At 42.2% G+C, this 18,688-nt stretch carries 14 protein-coding genes; 9 read left to right on the plus strand and 5 right to left on the minus strand.

The window, feature by feature from the left end:
- Positions 1–217 precede the first annotated feature (217 nt).
- Positions 218–1,309 (plus strand): threonine synthase, encoded by a 1,092-nt coding sequence (gene thrC, locus HWQ43_RS19645; protein WP_292737149.1) that lies wholly within the window; start codon positions 218–220, stop codon positions 1,307–1,309.
- A gap of 51 nt (positions 1,310–1,360) precedes the next feature.
- Here the strand turns inward: thrC and HWQ43_RS19650 are convergent, their stop codons facing one another.
- Positions 1,361–1,837 carry a hypothetical protein gene (locus HWQ43_RS19650; protein WP_292737152.1) on the minus strand — a complete coding sequence of 159 codons (477 nt, stop codon included), beginning with the start codon at positions 1,835–1,837 and terminating at the stop codon, positions 1,361–1,363.
- Between the two features lie 132 nt (positions 1,838–1,969).
- Here HWQ43_RS19650 and HWQ43_RS19655 point away from each other — a divergent pair, with 132 nt between their 5' ends.
- The 3 genes from HWQ43_RS19655 to HWQ43_RS19665 all read left to right on the plus strand — a co-directional run bounded on the left by HWQ43_RS19655 (position 1,970) and on the right by HWQ43_RS19665 (position 4,427).
- A complete protein-coding gene (locus HWQ43_RS19655; RefSeq protein WP_292737154.1) occupies positions 1,970–2,881 on the plus strand; it encodes a YihY/virulence factor BrkB family protein in 912 nt (303 codons plus the stop codon).
- A gap of 87 nt (positions 2,882–2,968) precedes the next feature.
- Positions 2,969–3,475, plus strand: a complete 507-nt coding sequence (locus HWQ43_RS19660; protein WP_292737156.1) for a DUF4112 domain-containing protein — start codon at positions 2,969–2,971, stop codon at positions 3,473–3,475.
- A 19-nt stretch (positions 3,476–3,494) separates the two neighbouring features.
- Complete coding sequence (locus HWQ43_RS19665; RefSeq protein WP_292737158.1) at positions 3,495–4,427, plus strand: alpha/beta hydrolase; 933 nt, start codon at positions 3,495–3,497, stop codon at positions 4,425–4,427.
- Between the two features lie 657 nt (positions 4,428–5,084).
- Here the strand turns inward: HWQ43_RS19665 and HWQ43_RS19670 are convergent.
- The gene (locus HWQ43_RS19670; RefSeq protein ID WP_292737159.1) at positions 5,085–5,579 is read right to left on the minus strand and encodes a hypothetical protein; all 495 of its coding nucleotides are present in this window, start codon (positions 5,577–5,579) and stop codon (positions 5,085–5,087) included.
- A 356-nt stretch (positions 5,580–5,935) separates the two neighbouring features.
- A complete protein-coding gene (locus HWQ43_RS19675; protein WP_292737161.1) occupies positions 5,936–7,036 on the minus strand; it encodes a D-alanine--D-alanine ligase family protein in 1,101 nt (366 codons plus the stop codon).
- 536 nt (positions 7,037–7,572) lie between these two features.
- On the opposite strand from HWQ43_RS19675, the gene HWQ43_RS19680 reads away from it, so the two are divergent.
- Both HWQ43_RS19680 and HWQ43_RS19685 read left to right on the plus strand, forming a co-directional pair.
- On the plus strand, positions 7,573–8,388 hold the full coding sequence (locus HWQ43_RS19680) for an FkbM family methyltransferase (RefSeq protein WP_292737163.1): 816 nt from the start codon (positions 7,573–7,575) through the stop codon (positions 8,386–8,388).
- 193 nt (positions 8,389–8,581) lie between these two features.
- The gene (locus HWQ43_RS19685) at positions 8,582–10,273 is read left to right on the plus strand and encodes an NAD-binding protein (protein WP_292737165.1); all 1,692 of its coding nucleotides are present in this window, start codon (positions 8,582–8,584) and stop codon (positions 10,271–10,273) included.
- Positions 10,274–10,396: 123 nt separating this feature from the next.
- Here the strand turns inward: HWQ43_RS19685 and def are convergent, their stop codons facing one another.
- Together def and HWQ43_RS19695 are read right to left on the minus strand one after the other, a co-directional pair.
- Positions 10,397–10,927, minus strand: coding sequence for a peptide deformylase (def, locus tag HWQ43_RS19690; protein ID WP_292737167.1), 531 nt, complete (start codon positions 10,925–10,927; stop codon positions 10,397–10,399).
- A 97-nt stretch (positions 10,928–11,024) separates the two neighbouring features.
- Positions 11,025–12,284 (minus strand): HhoA/HhoB/HtrA family serine endopeptidase, encoded by a 1,260-nt coding sequence (locus tag HWQ43_RS19695; RefSeq protein WP_292737168.1) that lies wholly within the window; start codon positions 12,282–12,284, stop codon positions 11,025–11,027.
- Between the two features lie 164 nt (positions 12,285–12,448).
- On the opposite strand from HWQ43_RS19695, the gene dnaA reads away from it, so the two are divergent.
- The 3 genes from dnaA to HWQ43_RS19710 all read left to right on the plus strand — a co-directional run bounded on the left by dnaA (position 12,449) and on the right by HWQ43_RS19710 (position 18,672).
- Positions 12,449–13,831 carry a chromosomal replication initiator protein DnaA gene (gene dnaA, locus HWQ43_RS19700; RefSeq protein WP_292737170.1) on the plus strand — a complete coding sequence of 461 codons (1,383 nt, stop codon included), beginning with the start codon at positions 12,449–12,451 and terminating at the stop codon, positions 13,829–13,831.
- 460 nt (positions 13,832–14,291) lie between these two features.
- Positions 14,292–14,786 (plus strand): hypothetical protein, encoded by a 495-nt coding sequence (locus HWQ43_RS19705; protein WP_292737172.1) that lies wholly within the window; start codon positions 14,292–14,294, stop codon positions 14,784–14,786.
- 28 nt (positions 14,787–14,814) lie between these two features.
- The gene (locus HWQ43_RS19710) at positions 14,815–18,672 is read left to right on the plus strand and encodes a leucine-rich repeat domain-containing protein (RefSeq protein ID WP_292737173.1); all 3,858 of its coding nucleotides are present in this window, start codon (positions 14,815–14,817) and stop codon (positions 18,670–18,672) included.
- The last annotated feature ends 16 nt before the right edge of the window (positions 18,673–18,688 follow it).

Genomic DNA, 18,688 nt, shown 5'->3' on the forward strand with positions numbered 1-18,688 from the left:
CGTGGCGGTTTATGATAAATTAACGTTCTAAATAAAATAGCAAGTGAAACGCCTGCACCACAAAAAATAATATTCTTAACAAGATTCTTTGGGATTAGGGAACTCTGAACGGGCAACTGGTAAGGAAAAATCTACTTTCTTCCTCTTTCCCATTTTGCGGTTCCCTATCCCACCCTTTCTAAATATCCAATCCTTACATTAAGAAATTTTAAATCCCGTGACTTTGAGCCTGTCTGTTGCTACATCTCATCGCCAACCCTGGCCCGGACTGATAGAAGCCTATCGCGAATACTTGCCTGTCAGCGAAGAAACACCGATTGTCACTCTATTGGAGGGCAACACACCTCTAATACCAGCGCCAGCGATCGCAGAACGCATTGGCAGACAAGTACGGGTTTTTGTAAAATACGATGGTCTGAATCCCACCGGTAGTTTCAAAGACCGGGGGATGACTATGGCAATTTCCAAGGCCAAGGAAGCAGGGGCAAAAGCAGTAATTTGTGCCAGCACGGGCAACACCTCAGCCGCCGCCGCCGCTTATGCCAGACGGGGAGGCATGAATGCCTTCGTACTGATTCCCGACGGTTATGTGGCGCTGGGCAAGTTAGCTCAAGCATTACTGTACGGCGCAGAAGTATTGGCAATTAAAGGTAATTTTGACCAAGCGCTAGAAATTGTCCGCGAGATGGCCGAAAGCTATCCGATAACTTTGGTGAATTCGGTCAATCCCTACAGACTAGAAGGACAAAAAACAGCAGCCTTTGAAGTTGTCGATGCATTGGGAGACGCACCAGACTGGTTGTGTATTCCCGTGGGAAATGCCGGAAATATCACAGCATATTGGATGGGATTTTGTCAATATCATCAAGCCAGAAAGTGCGATCGCCTACCCAAGATGATGGGATTCCAAGCCGCAGGAGCAGCCCCCTTAGTACACGGTCAGCCAGTGGCGCATCCCGAAACCCTAGCGACAGCAATTCGCATTGGCAACCCTGCAAGTTGGGATTTAGCGATCGCAGCCCAAACCGCCAGTCAGGGAAATTTCCACGCCGTTACCGATGCCGAAATTCTCGATGCTTATCGACTTTTGGCAGCATCAGAAGGTATCTTCTGCGAACCTGCTAGCGCCGCTTCTGTCGCTGGGTTGTTGCAGGTGAAAGACCAAGTTCCCACAGGAGCGACAGTCGTTTGTGTTCTCACAGGCAATGGTCTAAAAGACCCAGATACAGCCATTAAACACAATCACAGTCAATTTCAACAAGGTATCGCGGCGGAACTGGGCGCAGTAGCCAAGGCAATGGGATTTTAGGGCATTGGGTATGGGAAGAGGCAGGGGGGCAGAGGGGCAGAGGAGAAAAACTTACTGCAACTTCTCCCCTGCTCCCCTACTCTCCGTCCCTGCTCGTTCGTGTGCCAAGCTATCAATAGCATCACCCAAGGCAGTAGTCAGGTTATTGCGAGTTTGGGCGTGATTGTCCTGCTCAGTTTTCAAAGCTTGCAGAAGGCGATCGCGTTCTTTAATTGCGGCGATAAGTTTAGCTTGCAAGTCTTCCACAGATTTTAGCTGTTCTATTTCTTGTTGAATCGCTACTGGTGTCCCAGCAGCCAGTGTGTCTACTTCAAGACCTTGGAGTTTATGCAGTTCTGCCTTGAGAGAGGCGATCGTCTGTTGGGAAAGTTGGGCATCTGTGCGGCGTTGTTCTGCTTCTGTATTGTAAAGCTGGCGCCATTTTTGGGCACTCTCCCAAGCCGTATCGCGCTCGTGTTGCAACTGTGCCATCTGCTCTTTGATTACCTGGATTTCTGTCAACCACTGTTGTGTTAAATCTTGATTCATAGATTAATAGTCATTAGTTAGGAACTCTCCCTCACTTCGCACTCGGTATTCTTGCGGTAGAAAGATAGATGCGATCGCTACGCAAAATTTAGCACAGTAGTTAATAAACCCAACCAGTTTTAACTCTAAATTATGCCAAAGCCTCGTTTTTTTCGCTTCTTTCGCCACCTCAATTGGCGCACGATTAAAAAAACTTTTTCTAGAACAATCGAAAGGCGACTTTTGGGACTCGCCTCGGAAATCGCCTATAATGCAATGCTCTCGCTGTTTCCAGCAATTCTTGCTATCATCACAGCCATTGGCTTATTGGCAGAATCTTTACAAAATACCTTTAAGCAACTGGCGGCACAACTAAGTCAAGTCCTACCTGAACAAGCCCTGGATCTGATTCGTGATTTTGCTACCACAGAAATTACCAACTCCAAAAACAGTGGTTTGTTTTCTCTAAGCTTTGTATTAGCAATTTGGACTGCTTCTGGGGCGGTGAGTACCGCAATGACAGCCCTCGATCAAATCCATCAAATTCCTTCAGAAGACATCCGCCCCTTTTGGAAAGCCAAACTTGTCTCTCTGGGATTAACAGTCGGTACTATGTTGCTTTTAGTATTGGCTTCTTTCTCAGTGTTTACTAGCGACTGGCTTTTAGGAATAGTAGTGCGCGAAAATAGTTCTTTGATCTTTTTGTTGCATCTTTGGCTACTGTTACGCTGGCCTTTAGCTTTAAGTATTGTCGCTGTCGCCTTTGGCTTTGTCTATCGCTATGGCCCAAGCAAGTGGAACTCAGGTACGCCAATGATGCCTGGAGCAATTTTAGCAGCTGTTTTTTGGGCAATGTTGTCTGCCCTATTTCGGCTATATGTGGCGAATTTTGGCAATTATAATAAAGTATATGGTGCTGTAGGAGCTGTGATAGTTTTAATGCTCTGGCTGTCAATGAGTGCTGCTGTTCTGTTAATCGGCGATCAGTTAAACGTGACTGTCGGCGAAGATATGCGCTTAAAAGCTCAGTTAAAAGCCCAGCAGCAATCGCAAGTCAAATATTAATTCGTAAATCCCTGAGAAAATGATTGCAAAAGCTCAGTAGGGGAGTAAAATATCTAACGATTCAATACAAAGTTAGCGATCGCCTCCATGCCTGATTCTCCTCCTCGATTTTCGATGATTGAACCTGATGCCAAAGCACCCACCTTGAAGCGCCTGCGTCAGTTAAGTCGGTTGCTGGATAATGTTATTACCATTCCTGGTACAAAGATTGGTTTTGGTTTAGATCCAATTTTAGGACTCATACCGATTGGTGGTGATTTTTTGGGAATAATGTTTTCTAGCTACATCATTTTAGAAGCAGCACGGCTAGGCGTATCTAGAGCCACTCTAGGTAAAATGGTTTTGAACGTAATCATTGATGGCTTGGTAGGCGCTGTCCCAGTTTTGGGAGACTTTTTTGATTTTGCCTGGAGAGCTAATACTAATAATATCAAGCTCTTGGAAGAATACTTAAAGTTTCCCAGCGAGCAAAAGAGTGCAGACAGATGGTTTATCTTTGCCGTTTTGGTTGGATTGTTGCTAATCTCCATTGTCTTAGTAGCATTGCCTGTGATCCTAATTAGAATCCTGTGGAACGCCGTAACTGGCGGTTAAATTGTTTATTAATAAAAGAATGAAAGATTGGTGGCAAGCTACTTTTCCCAAAGGTCGGCAAAGTCTAATTATTACTGATGCTAAAGGGTATCCTGTACAAATTGCTTATGGCGAAAGAGGTAGAGGTAAACCGCTAATTTTATTACATGGTATGGGGAGTTGGAGCTACAATTGGCGCCACAGTGTAGCAGCACTATCTAAATATTACCGAGTAATTTGTTTTGATGCCAAAGGTTTTGGTTTTTCTGAAAAACCATTATCTCGTAAAGAACACAAGGGTCATCAAGTTATTGAGTTTCAAAGAATTATTCAGGCATTATGTGATGAACCCGCAGTAATTGTGGCAGAATCTCTGGGGGGATTAGTTGCCCTTGCTCTTGCTCAAGAAAATCCGCAGTTAATCGGACGGCTTGTAGTAGTAAACGTACCTGTTTTTGCCGAACAGCTACCCCATTGGTCTATGTGGTTGCTTGCCCAAACTCCCCTAGAAGTAATGCAAACAATTGATTCCTTACGTCTGGCATATTTGTTTGCACCTCTATTTAGAGAAGTTATGGCAATAGAAAGACGTAGGGTATTATTCGATCCCTCAATTTTGACGCAGGAAGATATCTATTGGATAACTTACCCGTTTACTGAATTGCCTGGTACGATCGCAAAAGTTGCCGAAGAGTTACAAATAGCCGCGCGAGAAATTGAGAATTGGCAAGCAAATAAGCCCAATATGCTCACCAAAATTCAAAATAACCTGAGTGCAATTAAGTGTCCCACACTAGTTTTGTGGGGTGAACAAGATAGTTGGTTTCCTGCTAGTCATGGTAGAAAATTACATCAACATATCCCCAATTCCAAATTACAGATTTTATCTAACTGCTGTCATGATGCCTCCACTGGTGCTTCTGAGGTGTTGAATAAAACGATTCTTGAGTTTTTGCGAGATACTAACTTTTAAAGAAGAATTCGTATTTTAATGGGAATATCCCAAATATACCAAAACACTTCACAATGACGTGCGAGTGTTTCAACAATAATTACGAATTACGAATTACGAATTAGATAAAAAGAGAGTGGGAGGAAGCATATCAGTCAGCTTTCAAACTCCCACTCTACCATTTGCTGCTGAAGCGAACAGGAATGTATACAGACGTTACCCGTTACTTGGGGGCTAATGCGTAGTTTAACAACAACGCCTGCACGCATTGAATATTCCTGTTGCAGCAAATGCCAAACCTGATTATTGAATTTATTTACTGAGATAAATACTCGGCAAATAATTGTTAGAGATAGCCTTTTGTTTTTGTAAATCACTTAGTAAATAGTGTTTTACAAACGGAATTTGCTTAGGTGGTAGCCCCTGATAATCAAACCCTTGAAGTCGTTTATCTTCATACAATTTAACTTGAATCATCAAAAGCTGGTTGCCATTTTGGCAAGTTTTTAAATTTCCTAATTGCTCATATCTAACTTTTTAAAAGCAGTTAAACCGCTATATAGCAAATAAATTATTCGTACATAACAAGATTCCCGACTTCTTAGAGAAAGTCGGGAATCTAAGCCAAGCTAATTGGCAAAAAGTGTTAATTTAACGGGGTTTTACTTTACAGTAGTATTAATACTGGCGTAAAATAGCAGACAATGAACTATTTTTACGAAGATCCATTAAGTCTGCTAAGGGTTCTGTGCGTGTATCCAGGTGGTGCTTGTGTTCTGCTGGGAGAACAGTTACCAGATGCTTTGTTTTAGGTTGCATCTGCATAAGGGGCATTAGTTGTGGCTGTGGCACAAAAATTGGCTGACTCTTGGGAAGATTTGGTGCCAATTTTTGGTGATGCTTCTGTGCCAAGCGTACCTGATGGCGATTAACCTGTTTTTGAACTTTTTGCGGTTGCTTGGTGCGGTTAAGCATTCGGAAAATCAGCAAGGAACCACCACCACAGCTGAGAACGATCGCAGCAACCATCCATAAAGGTGTAGGATTGCTATTCTCAGAGGGCGGACTGATTGGTTCTTCAACTATAACTGGGATTTTTTCTGGTTCTTCTTGTGGCACGGGGCCAACATTACCTAAGCTATATAAGGCAAAGGTGCCACCTCCCAGAAACATGGCTAAACACCCGGTTAACAATAGCCAAGGATGATGTGCAACCAGATATATCAGAACATTCGAGCTGTTTCTTAGTCTCGATTTCCTGTTTGTCAGCTCTGGAGTAGCCCTTTTTAATTGGGTTCGCTCGCGCTGTACACTCTGACTTTTTTCCATGATTACTTTCAGATTTGTACCCCTCTAGTCAATAAATTGTACTGGAGGAGTCAAGCATCAGGTATCCGTAACAAAGTTCAGATTTTAGTAGCTTTTTTGTAAAACATAAGCTACAAAATCTGGCTAACTTTTGCCAAAGTTCTGTATTTATTGTGACTTTTTACCGTAATAATCTAAAATCAGTTTGCTGATTTATTCTGTCAGCTAGGAGAATGCCTTTCAAGAGCAAGTTGAATTAACCGATCGACTAATTCTGGAAAGGAGACTCCACTATGTGCCCAGAGTTGAGGATACATACTTGTCGCAGTAAAGCCTGGTAACGTATTGATTTCGTTAATAAATACTTCTTGTGTTGCTTCCACATAGAAAAAATCTACCCTTGCTAACCCAGCAGCGTCAACAGCGGCAAAAGCTTGCAAAGCCATGTCCTGAATTTGACGAGCGATCGCCTCTGGAAGTTGTGCAGGGATCAGTAAATCTGCCCGACCCTCAGTATATTTAGTTTCATAATCATAAAAATCGCTGTCATAAGTAATCTCTCCAATGACAGAGGCTTGGGGTTGATCGTTACCTAAAACGGCACACTCAACTTCTCTAGCGACTACTCCCGCTTCTACAACTAGTCGGCGATCGTAACTGGCAGCACTATCTAAAGCGGCTTCTAATTCTTGGCGCGATCGCACTTTGGCAATACCCACTGATGAACCCAAATTAGCTGGCTTGACAAAAGCAGGATAACCTAATGCTGCCTCAATGTCATCACACAGTTTCGGAAATACGCAAGGATTAGACCAAACTTGCGCTCTAGTTACCGCCTTATATTTTACCTGTGGTAATCCTGCTTGCTCAAAGGCCATTTTCATGGCAATTTTATCCATCCCCATTGCCGAACCTAACACCCCAGAACCGACAAAGGGGACTTGCATCAAGGTGAGTAACCCTTGAATTGTTCCATCTTCACCGTTGGGGCCGTGGAGAATGGGAAACCAAACATCCACTTGGGCAACTTGAGAGGGAGATTGCCAATTGCTTAGAGTTTGGGCTTGAGGGTTGGATGTCAGATTTCCCTCAGAAGTTGATTCTTCCGATTCCAGCAGCGGACTGCCGGTTGTTAAAACCTTTTCGGGTGCTTCTCCTGCCAACCAGCGTCCATCTTTTTGGATGTAAAAAGGCAGTATTTCGTACTTATTAGCATTTTGCTCTGCACTCAAGGCTTTAGCGATCGCCCCTGCTGATTTGATCGAAACTTCATGTTCTCCCGAACGACCGCCAAACAGTAATCCCACCCGCAGCTTAGTCATTTTCGGTTCCTCGACACTTCTCAAGCAGATAGCGTATCACAACCTACAAAAATTGCCATATTTTTCTATCTTCTTTTATCAAGGAAGGCAGTTCTTGCTGTTCGCGCAGCGTGTCGTAGACAGAGCAGTTCGAGTTTACGGAAAATTCCCTCAGTATATACTCATAAATTTTACTTACTTATGTATTCTCAGCACAAATTGGTATCACATAATGCTTTTGAACACAATAAATAAGTGCGTTTTTGAATACAATATAATGCATTTGTATTAACAAATAAATAAAATTTCATTAGACATTACATCTGTAATCAGTAAATAAAATTTTATTTGATAAATAAAAAACTTTAGTTTATATTAATTTTGCTTCTTATTATATTTTTCTATATAATTACATCTTTAAATTTTGTAAAGTAAGTTTACGTGGATTGGGAATAGTGGTAAACAGAATACTAGTGTTTGACTAAGCCACATCGAAAAGGTTAGTAACGCGAAGTGGAACTCAAAATAAATACAGTCAGCAAAAAATAAGAAAGTTTATGAAACCATATAAGCCAAGCATAATCAATAAAACAGCGAAAGTTTTAGCACGTCCACTAAGTATGCTAGTTGCTAATTCCAGAACTGAAAGTTTTGCTAGATTAGCGGAGGCTTACTGGTGTGTTCTACTAGGCAAAGGGAGTGGATCTGGCTGGGCTTTTGACACTGAGATAAATGCAGCGAAGAATGCAATAAAAACTTCTTCACCAATCTTATTCGATGTAGGTGCAAACATTGGCGAATGGTCGTTCCAGCTTAACAAGCTTTTCCCCGAAGCACAGATTTTCATGTTTGAGCCTCTGCCTAATTGTCAGCAGATAATTAAAACCAAAAATATCACTAATTCCTTACTTATTCCTTGCGCTGTCAGTTCTACCAAAGGATTAGTAAGACTACATACACCTAGTGAAACGTCTCCAATTGCATCACTACATCAAAGGTATGACTCTTATTCACAAGATAGGCAATTTAGTACTCTTGAAGTTAATACTGTTACTATCGATGACATTATTGAAGACTACAAGGTAGAACGTGTTGATTTCATGAAAATGGATATTGAAGGACACGAACTTGAGGCACTCCAAGGCGCAGAAAAGAGTTTAAAGAACAAAGTAATCAGGGCGCTCACATTTGAGTTTGGTATAGGAAATATTAATTCTCGAACATACTTTCGGGATTTCTATGAATTATTAAGTTCTTTGGATTATCAGATATATCGCATTCTACCTTCATCACAATTAATGCATATCAAAGAGTATTACGAAGATTGTGAATATTTTAGAGGAGCGACCAACTACGTAGCAATTGTTACTTAGTCTTTTTCTCTGGAGGTTTCTTGAACTCGTTGCGACTCATGCAACCTTTTACCCTTAATCATCATATTTCCTGCCTTCTACCTGGAATTGAAACAATCGTGTTGTCAGCTACAGTAATATTCCAGGAAAACGGGCAACAATATTGATAACTAACTAGAAATGCAGCCCTACCTGTAAAAGATGCTGCCGTTTCATGAAACCCAGAATTATTGTTTGTGGCTTAGGACGTACCGGATATAAAACCTTTCGTCTGCTGAGACATCAGGGAGCCTTCGTTGTTGGCATTCATCACCAATCTATCCCTGGCGAAACAGCAGGAGATGTGATTGTTGGAGATTTACAAGCAGCTTCTACCCTGACAGCAGCAGGCATTCAACAGGCGCACACTTTAGTCATCGCTGGATCTAAAGATGCTCTGAATTTATCTATTATGATGCAAGCGCGAGTGCTGAATCCCCAGATTCGGATTATCAACCGTTTTTATAATACAAATTTAGGAGAGCGCCTAGATCAAAGTTTGCCAGACCATTTGAGTATGAGTGTTGTCGGATTAGCAGCACCCGTATTCACCTTTGCAGCAATGGGAAATCGAGCGATCGGACAAATCAAATTATTTCAGCAAACTTGGCCAATCCATGAAGAATACATTCATGAAAACCACTTCTGGAAGGGCCGAAGGTTGAGTGAATTGTGGGAAGACCGATCGCGGATGCTAATTTATTACTTGCCAGTCAAAGGTGAGATAGATTTGGTGTCAGGGGTAATATCTGGACAAGAGATCCAAGTAGGCGATCGTTTAATTGTTGGCACTCAACCCCGCATCCGTTCCCCCCGCAGATCATTAATTAGAAAACTGCTGAAAGTTTTGACTAATTTTAGGCAGTTTCAGGAACACGGGCGATCTGTAGTACTGGGTGCTATTGCACTATTGACAGTTATTGCGATCGCTACATTCACCTATATGTCGGCTGAGTTGAGTTTGTCTCCTGTAGATGCTCTATATTTTTCTGTAGGCATGATTACAGGAGCAGGTGGAAATGACAAAGTAGTAGAAAATGCTCCTAACACCATTAAATTATTTACTGTTGTCATGATGCTGGTTGGAGCAGTGGTGATTGGTATTTGGTATGCCATGCTCACCGATTTTGTCTTAGGGAGCCGCTTTAAGCAATTTTGGGATGCAGCCCGAATTCCCCAGCGATCACACTACATTGTCTGTGGCTTGAGTGGTATTGGGGTAAGAATTGTCCAGCAACTCCACGCCAGCGGACATGAAGTTGTAGTAGTTGAACCCGACTCCAACAATAAATATATCAACACCGCCCGCGAATTGGGTATTCCCGTCATTCAGGGCGATGCCAGCTTCCGCACAATACTCAAAGCCAGCAATATAGAGTCTGCCGCCGCAGTACTTGCTGTGACTAGCAATGATGCTACCAATCTGGAAATTGCCCTCAAAGCCAAAGGTTTAACACCCAGCATTCCGGTGATTGTTCATTATGCCGATCCTGATTTTGCTGGTATAGCGCAACAGCTATTTGGCTTCGAGGCCGTACTGAGTCCGGCTGAACTGGCAGCCCCAGCTTTTGCCGCCGCTGCACTAGGGGGACGTATCCTTGGCAATGGCATCACAGCCGATAGTCTTTGGGTGGCTTTTGCGACTGTGATTACAGCTTCACACATCTTTTGCGGTCAGTGGGTGAAAGATGTAGCAATGTCCGCTGATTGCGTACCTTTATACGTAGAAACAAATCACCAAACTCTTCATGGTTGGGATTTACTAGAAACTAATCTCAGCGCTGGTGATGTTTTATATATGACGATGCCAGCGACGCGGCTATATCAATTATGGCGGGGCGAGCAAGTTTGCGAATCACACGTTTAAATAATTCGTAATTCGTAATGACGCTCGTTCTTCGCTACCGCTACGCTAACGTAATTCGTAATTCGTAATTCGTAATTTGTAATTCGTAATTAATATACTGCCCCCCTGCCCTCCTGCTCCCATTTATTTGTTAACTACTCGTTGTTGGTATTCTTGCTCAGTGATCATATCGAGAGTGTTCTCTAGGCGATCGACAAATACGATCCCGTCGAGATGATCGTACTCATGTTGAAAAATCCGAGCGATAAAATCGGTTAATTCTTGTTTTTGTAAGTTGCCTTGAGAGTCAGTGTATTCAACTTCAATAGATTTATACCGAGGAACTAACCCCCTTATTCCTGGAACGCTTAAACAACCTTCCCAATCTTTGACAACTTCAGTTGAATGAGCAATGATTTTGGGATTAATCATGGCAGTAGGTTCCATTTCCGGGGCGTTGGGATACCTGGCATTAGGACGGGAAGCCACAATAAATAAACGATAGGGTTGTGCTACTTGAGGCGCAGCAATTCCCACGCCGTTAGCCTTGGCAACAGTGGCGATTAAGTCTTCAATTAATTTTTGGATCTGCTCATCTTGAATATTCTCAACCCAAGCAGCTTTTTGGCGCAATGTTGGATTGCCTAATTGAATTATTGGCGCTAATTCAGTCATGATAAAGCTCCTTTAAGTAATGGGGAGTAGGGAGTGGGAAACAGGGGAGCAAGGGAAGAAGAACTATTTACAAATGACAAATGACAAATGACAAGTATTATCCTTCACGTCTAACAGGCAAAGGGGCAGGTTGAACTCCTACTTGGACAATTTGCCCATTGCGTTCCACTTCTATGGGTAATTTAGTACCGATTTGGCTCTTTTCTACTAGCCTTTGTACTTCTTCAATTTTAGTAACAGGCTGGCTATTAATGGTTTTAATCACATCACCGACTCGTAGTCCAGCTAAAGATGCAGGCGATCGCGGCACAATCTCAACCAGCAAAACGCCATCATCTGCTGTAAGATTTAAGCGATCGCCAGCTCCATTTTTTATTTTTTCTTTAATTTCTGGTGTCAGTGTCACCATCTGTACACCCAAATAAGGATGATCCACCTTACCTGTAGCAATTAATTGCTGGGCAATTCTTTGTACGGTGTTAATAGGAATAGCAAATCCCAAACCTTGAGCGCCGCGAATAATCGCTGTGTTCATCGCAATTACCTGTCCACGCGCATTAAGCAATGGCCCACCAGAATTACCAGGGTTAATCGCTGCATCCGTTTGGATGTAATCAACCCGTTTGTCACTAGCACCAATATCGCTACCAGAACGACCTGTGGCACTAATAATCCCAGAAGTGACGGTATTATTCAAGCCTAATGGATTACCAATGGCAATTACAGCCTCTCCTGGTTGCAAGGTATCAGAATTACCCACAGCTAGAGTTGGCAGATTATTCGCATTAATTTTGATCGTTGCCACATCCGTTACCGGGTCTTCACCCAACACTTTCCCATCAAAAGTCCGGCCATCTTTGAGTATAACAGTCACTCTATCAGCACCATCTACCACATGGGCGTTGGTTACAATTTGACCAGAAGAATTAATAATAAATCCAGAGCCACTACCGCGCTCTACCCTTTGTCTAGGCTGTGGGCTTCCCTCTCCAAAAAACCGCCGGAAAAATGGATCGTTAAATTCGTCTGGTACGCGAGAAGTGATTGTTCGGGAAGAATCAATGCGAACTACCGCAGGCCCCACCTGTTGCACTACTTTCACTACAAAATTGGGATCTCCAGACGAAGAGAAAATCTGCGGGGGGACAATTACCGGATTAGGTTGTGTTGTGTTTTGGGCTTGAGTATCGCTTTGCTGATTATCAACAGTCCTAGCAGGTAGAAGAGAGCAGCTCCCCAGGAACACCACTGCTACCCCGTATGAGAGCATCCCCAGAATATTATCTACCCCCCATCTGTGGGACAAACGTCTGGTATTCATCTTTTTGGGTGTTGAGTGATGGTTTGTTGTCTTCATGTGTCGTTGCTTCTCCGTGTCAGTCAGTGGGTGTTAGGATCTTGCCTACTGGGTATGTCCCAAAATGGTTACAACTTAAAAGCTTATTTTAGGTCTAGCGTGTCTCAATGCTAAATTAGTGCTTTCTCTTCTATTGTGACGATTAGCAGCAAAGGTGGTGGATAATGGAAATTCCCATAGAAAGTCTGTGGAGTCAGGTACTAGAGCGCCTAAAGCTTGAACTATCCCGACCTACCTTTGAAACTTGGATTAAAACTGCTAGTGCAGAGCGATTAGAAAATAATTGCTTGGTTATCCGCACTCCTAACCCATTTGCTCGTAATTGGTTACAGAAGTATTACATCAATACCATTGCTCATGTAGTCCAAGATATTCTTGGTCATCCTGTGGGAATTTACATTACCGTTGCTCAAGGTGATGAAGTTTCTCATTTTAGTGAACGAGAGGTTGCTTGGGAATCACCAAATTCCAGCAGTATTTCTGAACCTGTTGCTAATCACAATCATAAAACTACTGACTTAAACTCTAAATATGTCTTTTCGCGATTTGTAGTTGGTGCTAACAATCGCATGGCTCATGCTGCTTCTTTGGCAGTTGCAGAATCTCCAGGTAAAGAGTTTAATCCTTTGTTTTTATGCGGTGGTGTTGGCTTGGGTAAAACTCATCTGATGCAAGCGATTGGTCATTATCGCTATGCAATTTTTCCTAATTGTAAAATATTTTATGTTTCTACTGAGCAGTTTACTAATGATTTAATTACAGCCATCCGTAAGGATAGTATGCAAAGTTTTCGAGAGCATTATCGGGCGGCTGATGTTTTATTAGTTGATGATATTCAGTTTCTTGAAGGGAAGGAATATACCCAAGAGGAATTCTTTTATACTTTTAATACTCTACATGAGGCTGGTAAACAAGTTGTCATTGCTTCCGATCGTCCGCCTAACCAAATTCCTAGCTTGCAAGAACGTCTTTGTTCTCGATTTTCTATGGGCTTAATTGCCGATATCCAAAAGCCGGATTTAGAAACGAGAATGGCAATTTTGCAGAAAAAAGCTGAGGATGAAAATATTAGTCTTCCCCGCGACGTGATTGAGTATATTGCTTCTAACTATACCTCTAATATTCGAGAATTAGAAGGAGCTTTAATTCGGGCGGTGGCTTATATTTCTATTTGGGGTTTACCGATGACGGTGGAAAATATCACACCAGTTTTAGAACCGCCTAACGAAAAAATGGCAGCTACCCCAGAAGCAATTTTAAAGGTTGTGGCGGATAATTTTGATGTTTCAATAGATGACCTCAAAAGTAACTCACGACGAAGAGAGATTAGCTGGGCGCGTCAACTAGGAATGTATCTCATGCGCCAACACACCGCTTTGAGTTTGCCGAGAATTGGTGAGGAGTTTGGTGGTAAAGACCATACAACGGTAATCTACAGTTGCGATAAAATTACCCAACTTCAGGAGAGCGATCGCACTTTAGCACAAACAATCCGCCAACTGAGCGATCGCATCAATATGACTAGCCGTTCTCAAAAACCATCGTGAAGATTTATTTTAAGTTTTCCACAAGCAGCAGTCTGAATTATGAGCTTTGACGGGTGAAGAATATTAAGTAACGTATAAAAATTGATTAAATTTAACTTAGATTGTGCAAAAAACTGGGGAAAACTTGATATTCTACAGTGAAAATTTAATTGAGTATAATTACCTTGTGGAAAAACTCAAGTACTTTTCCACAAGTTTTCCACAAGGTAAACTTGCCTAACTATATATGATTTCAACAACAATTGTGGCAAGTTTTCCGCAATTTACTGGCATCCTTTTCGATGCTCATCTCCTTCCCGTCGAGTCCGCGAAACCCATTCCTGAGCATCCTCACCTCGCTTTAACATAATTGAAAAATTGCAGCTAGCTCAATCTATACTTTTGAGTGAAGTCACTTGCCTGATGTAGCCTTTTTTCAAGTAATATGTTATGGGTGATAAGTATTATTACTGTAGGGCTGATGTCTAATTCTCAACCTTCTACCTCTTCTAATGCTAATGCCTTGAGTGATTTTGAGTTGGAGTTATTGAAGCAGGAATATTTTTTCCTGCAAACCACCATTGAAGACTACAATAAGCAGATTTGGGCAATTAAAGCTCTTGGTATCACTGGAACTGGTGCTGTAATTGTATTAGCACTGCAACAGAATAAGAGCGTTCTTGCTTTGGTTGGCTGCACCATTCCAATCTTTTTTTGGGTTTTAGAGAGCCAGTGGAAGCATTTTCAACGTGGCTTTTATCCCCGTGTAGGCGAAATTGAAACCACGCTCTTGGAAACTTGCCAATTGAGAGGGCCTGCTATATTTAATAGCTGGAATTATGCATTGAAACGGGTTACATCTCCCAAACGTAAAGGTTATGTCTGGGATGGTTTGCTAAATCCCACCGTCTTTATCAGTTACATTCTAGAAATCGTTTTTCTGCTAATTGCTTGGAAGGCAATTCCCTTAATTTGAGGCTGGTTATTAATAAGGAATTCTCTCAATGGCTCAAACAATGACTTGGCTGCATCTTTCAGATATCCATGCTTGTAAACCACGAACTGGTTGGGATGCTAAACGAGTTACTGATACTCTCTGCAAGGATCTTAAAAAAATGCAGGAGCGGTATGGGTTAAGACCGGATCTGATCTTTTTTACGGGTGATGCCGCATTTGGTCACATTGGGAGTAGTGAAGGAAAATCTATAGCCGAACAATTTCGTGAAGCCCATGATTTTTTAACAACAGTCCGAGAATCTTTTCAGCCAGCCATTGAGCAACGGAATCTTTTCCTTGTACCGGGTAATCATGACGTTAATCGAAATAAAATATCAAAGTTTGAGAAACAAGCATTAGAGAGTATTAACTCACTCGATGAAGTTACCAGTTTTGTCCAAGATGCTGGTATAGAATGGCAACGAATTATTGGTCGGTTAGATGATTATGCTCACTTTCTACAAACTTATGGTTATGACCATTTACTTACAGGACGAGAGCATTTAATTTATGCAGATGCTCGTGAAGTAGCTGGTTTTCGGGTTGGCATTGCTGGTTTTAACTCTGCGTGGTCATCATCAGGAGCCGGGCGTACAGAGGCAGGTCGATTATGGATGGCAGGTCGGTTTCAGTTGGAAACTCTGCTTCAAAAACTTCCAAAGAATGATTTTGCTATTGCGCTTTTGCATCATCCTACGAATTGGTTGGTTCCTGAAGAAAACCCAACCTTTGGTAGGCAATTAGAACGAGAGTTTCCTTTTGTCCTACATGGTCATGAGCATCAAGATTTTGTTCGGTCTGATGCTTCAACCGGGCACACAGTTATTTCAGCAGGAGCTTGTCATGAATGGTCTGAAAGCAAAAACAATGGCTATAACTTTGTGCAGCTTGACTTTATAAACGGAACTGGTAAAGTTTGGTTGCGTCAATACGATTCTACAGGCGGAGGGTGGATTCCTCGCATTATTCACGATCGAACAGATGACAGTGGATGTTTGATTTTAGAACATTTAACGCCTTGGATAGAAAAGTTATGTAGTTCTGTAGCTGCAAAAAAAAACCTTAAACCTACTGTAGAAGATAATATTCCGATTGAGATTACTCCTGAGAGTAAAGTTGATCGAGCAGAAGATTATGAAGTTCGCTATCGTAAAGCTGTCGCTGATAAGTTAGATTATGTGCAGCTTTTTGGCATTGATGTACCCAAAGAATCAAAGGAATATTCATTGACTGTTGCGTATGTATCCTTAAATTTGTCGGATGAAGATGAGGAGACTACAGAAGCAGAAGAATTAGAAGGTGATATTAATGAATTAATAACTAGAGATCAAACTACATTTCCGGCAGAGCAAGTTTTTGATAATCTTTGTGATAAAGGGCGTTTGCTGATACGTGGTGTTGCTGGTAGTGGAAAAACAACCCTTTTGCGTTGGGCTGCTGTTCAATCTGCCATAAATGAACTTGTTTCTAGAGACACAGCAAGACAAAAACTACCATTGATTAAGCCTTCATTGAGTAAGCTTGATGGAGAACCTGATATTAAATTTTCAGATAATTCTGGTGACTGGCGAGAAAAAATTCCCTTTATCATTCGCTTGCGGGATTGTACTAATGGTCAGTTGCCCCGACCAGGGCAATTTCCTCTTTTACTTGCAAAAGAACTACCCGATCCCCCCGCCAATTGGATTGATGATATCTTAAAAAGTGGTCGTGCCCTGGTGATGTTTGACGGTGTAGATGAAGTTCCGCAGCAAGCGCGGGATGAAACAATGCGGGAAATCCGTCAGTTAATGAAAACTTACCCAGATAACTATTATGTAGTAACAACACGCCCTGAAGCAGTCGAACGAGTTGAGTTTATTGGACTTGGGTTTGTATCTGCGCGGGTTGAACCGATGACCCCTCCTGACCGGGACACCTTCATTGATCGCTGGCATGATGCGATGGAGGTTCATTTACGAAATTGCAAGAAACCTGCCGATTTACGACCTTTGGCAAAACGCTTAAAGCAGCGACTTGAGGCGACCCCTACTGTAGCTCGACTGACTAGTAATCCTTTGCTTTGTGCAGTAGTTTGTGCGCTTCATCGGGCACGAAATGAGAATCTTCCAGAAACACCTGTTGAGCTATGCGAAAAGCTATGCGAAATGCTGCTCGATCGCCGCGATAAAGAACGTTTAAGCTTTGAAGCCCAAAAATGGATTGATGAAGCCTATGGAAGATTAGAATTTCGGATTCGTAAAGGATTGCTGTCTCAGCTTGCTTACCACATGGTTAGTTCAGGTGTATCTGCAATTACTGAAGCCGAAGCCGATCGGCAAATTACTAAAGCGTTAGAAAGTTACAAGCTTTCTCACATCAACGCTATTGCTATTCGTCAAGCACTCGTTGAGCGTAGTGGGATACTCCAAGAATCAAGTGAGCAAAGAATTGAATTTCTGCACAATACTTTAAAAGAGTTTCTCGCCGCCGAACGTTTTGTTAATATGGGTGATGTTCAAATATTAGCAAATAACACTGATGAAGCTTCCTGGCAACCTGTTATTTTATTTGCTGTTGCACTACCACGAGATGGTTCTAGGTTTGCTACTGAGCTTGTAAGAGCAATTCTTGAAAAAACTCCTTTAAATGCTCCCTCTAAAGCACGGTCGAAACAAGACCGATTAGAAGCTGCAAAACTCAGGTCAAAGCAGTTCTTTTTCCTTCGGTGTTACACAAATGCCTACCAGCTAAATGATCCAGAAATTAGCCAAGCCTTTGCTCAGTTATCAGAACAGCTTTTGCCACCTCAAAATTTGACAGATGCAACAGTCTTAGCATCCTGTGGTGAAGCGATCATACCTTATCTGAAAAAACAAACAGGCTGGAAAGCAGCAGAGCGTGCAGCCTGCGTGCGAACGTTGGGATTAATCGGTGATCAAAGAGCCAGCGATCTTCTGAAAGAGTTTTTAGATGATTCAACTGTCAAAGTTGCTCAAGAACTAGTGAGCTTTGTTGATGATTGGAGTCAAATATCAGTCATTAGACAACACGTTGAAGAAGATGGGCTTCTTCCAATTTCAATTCCAAGAAAATTGCATGACTTAAATTCGTTATCCAAGCTGACCAACCTCACATCCCTATATCTTTCAGGAACGGAGGTGAGCAATGTTTCCGCTCTGGCTAACCTGACCAACCTCACAGAGCTAAATCTTTCCAGAACGCAGGTGAGCGATATTTCAGTTCTGGCTAACCTGACCAACCTCGCACAGCTAGATATTTCAAACACGCAGGTGAGCAATATTTCAGTTCTGGCTAACCTGACCAACCTCACAGAGCTAAGTCTTTCATTCACGCGGGTGAGCGATATTTCAGTTCTGGCTGAATTGACCAACCTCACATCCCTATATCTTTCATTAACACAAGTGAGCAATATTTCAGTTCTGGCTGGCTTGACCAACCTCACAGAGCTAAGTCTTTCATTTTTACAGGTGAGCGATATTTCAGTTCTGGCTGACTTGACCAACCTCACAGTGCTAGGTCTTTTCTTAACGAAAGTGAGCGATGTTTCAGTTCTGGCTAACCTGACCAACCTCACAGAACTATATCTTTGCAGAACGCAAGTGAGGGATGTTTTAGCTTTAACTAAACTGACCAACCTCAAAGAGCTAGATATTTCACAAACGCAAGTGAGTGATATTTCATCTCTAGCCAACCTGACCAACCTCACATTGCTAAATCTTTCAAACACGCAGGTGAGCGATGTTTCCCCTCTGGCTAACCTGATCAACCTCACAGAGCTAAATCTTTCAAACACGCAGGTGAGCGATGTTTCTCCTCTGGCTAACCTAACCAACCTCAAAATCTATCAATCCGTGAGAGCTTAAAATAAAGTCTCTTTTG

This window comes from Nostoc sp. JL31 (genome assembly GCF_017114965.1).
GTDB lineage: Bacteria > Cyanobacteriota > Cyanobacteriia > Cyanobacteriales > Nostocaceae > Nostoc > Nostoc punctiforme_A.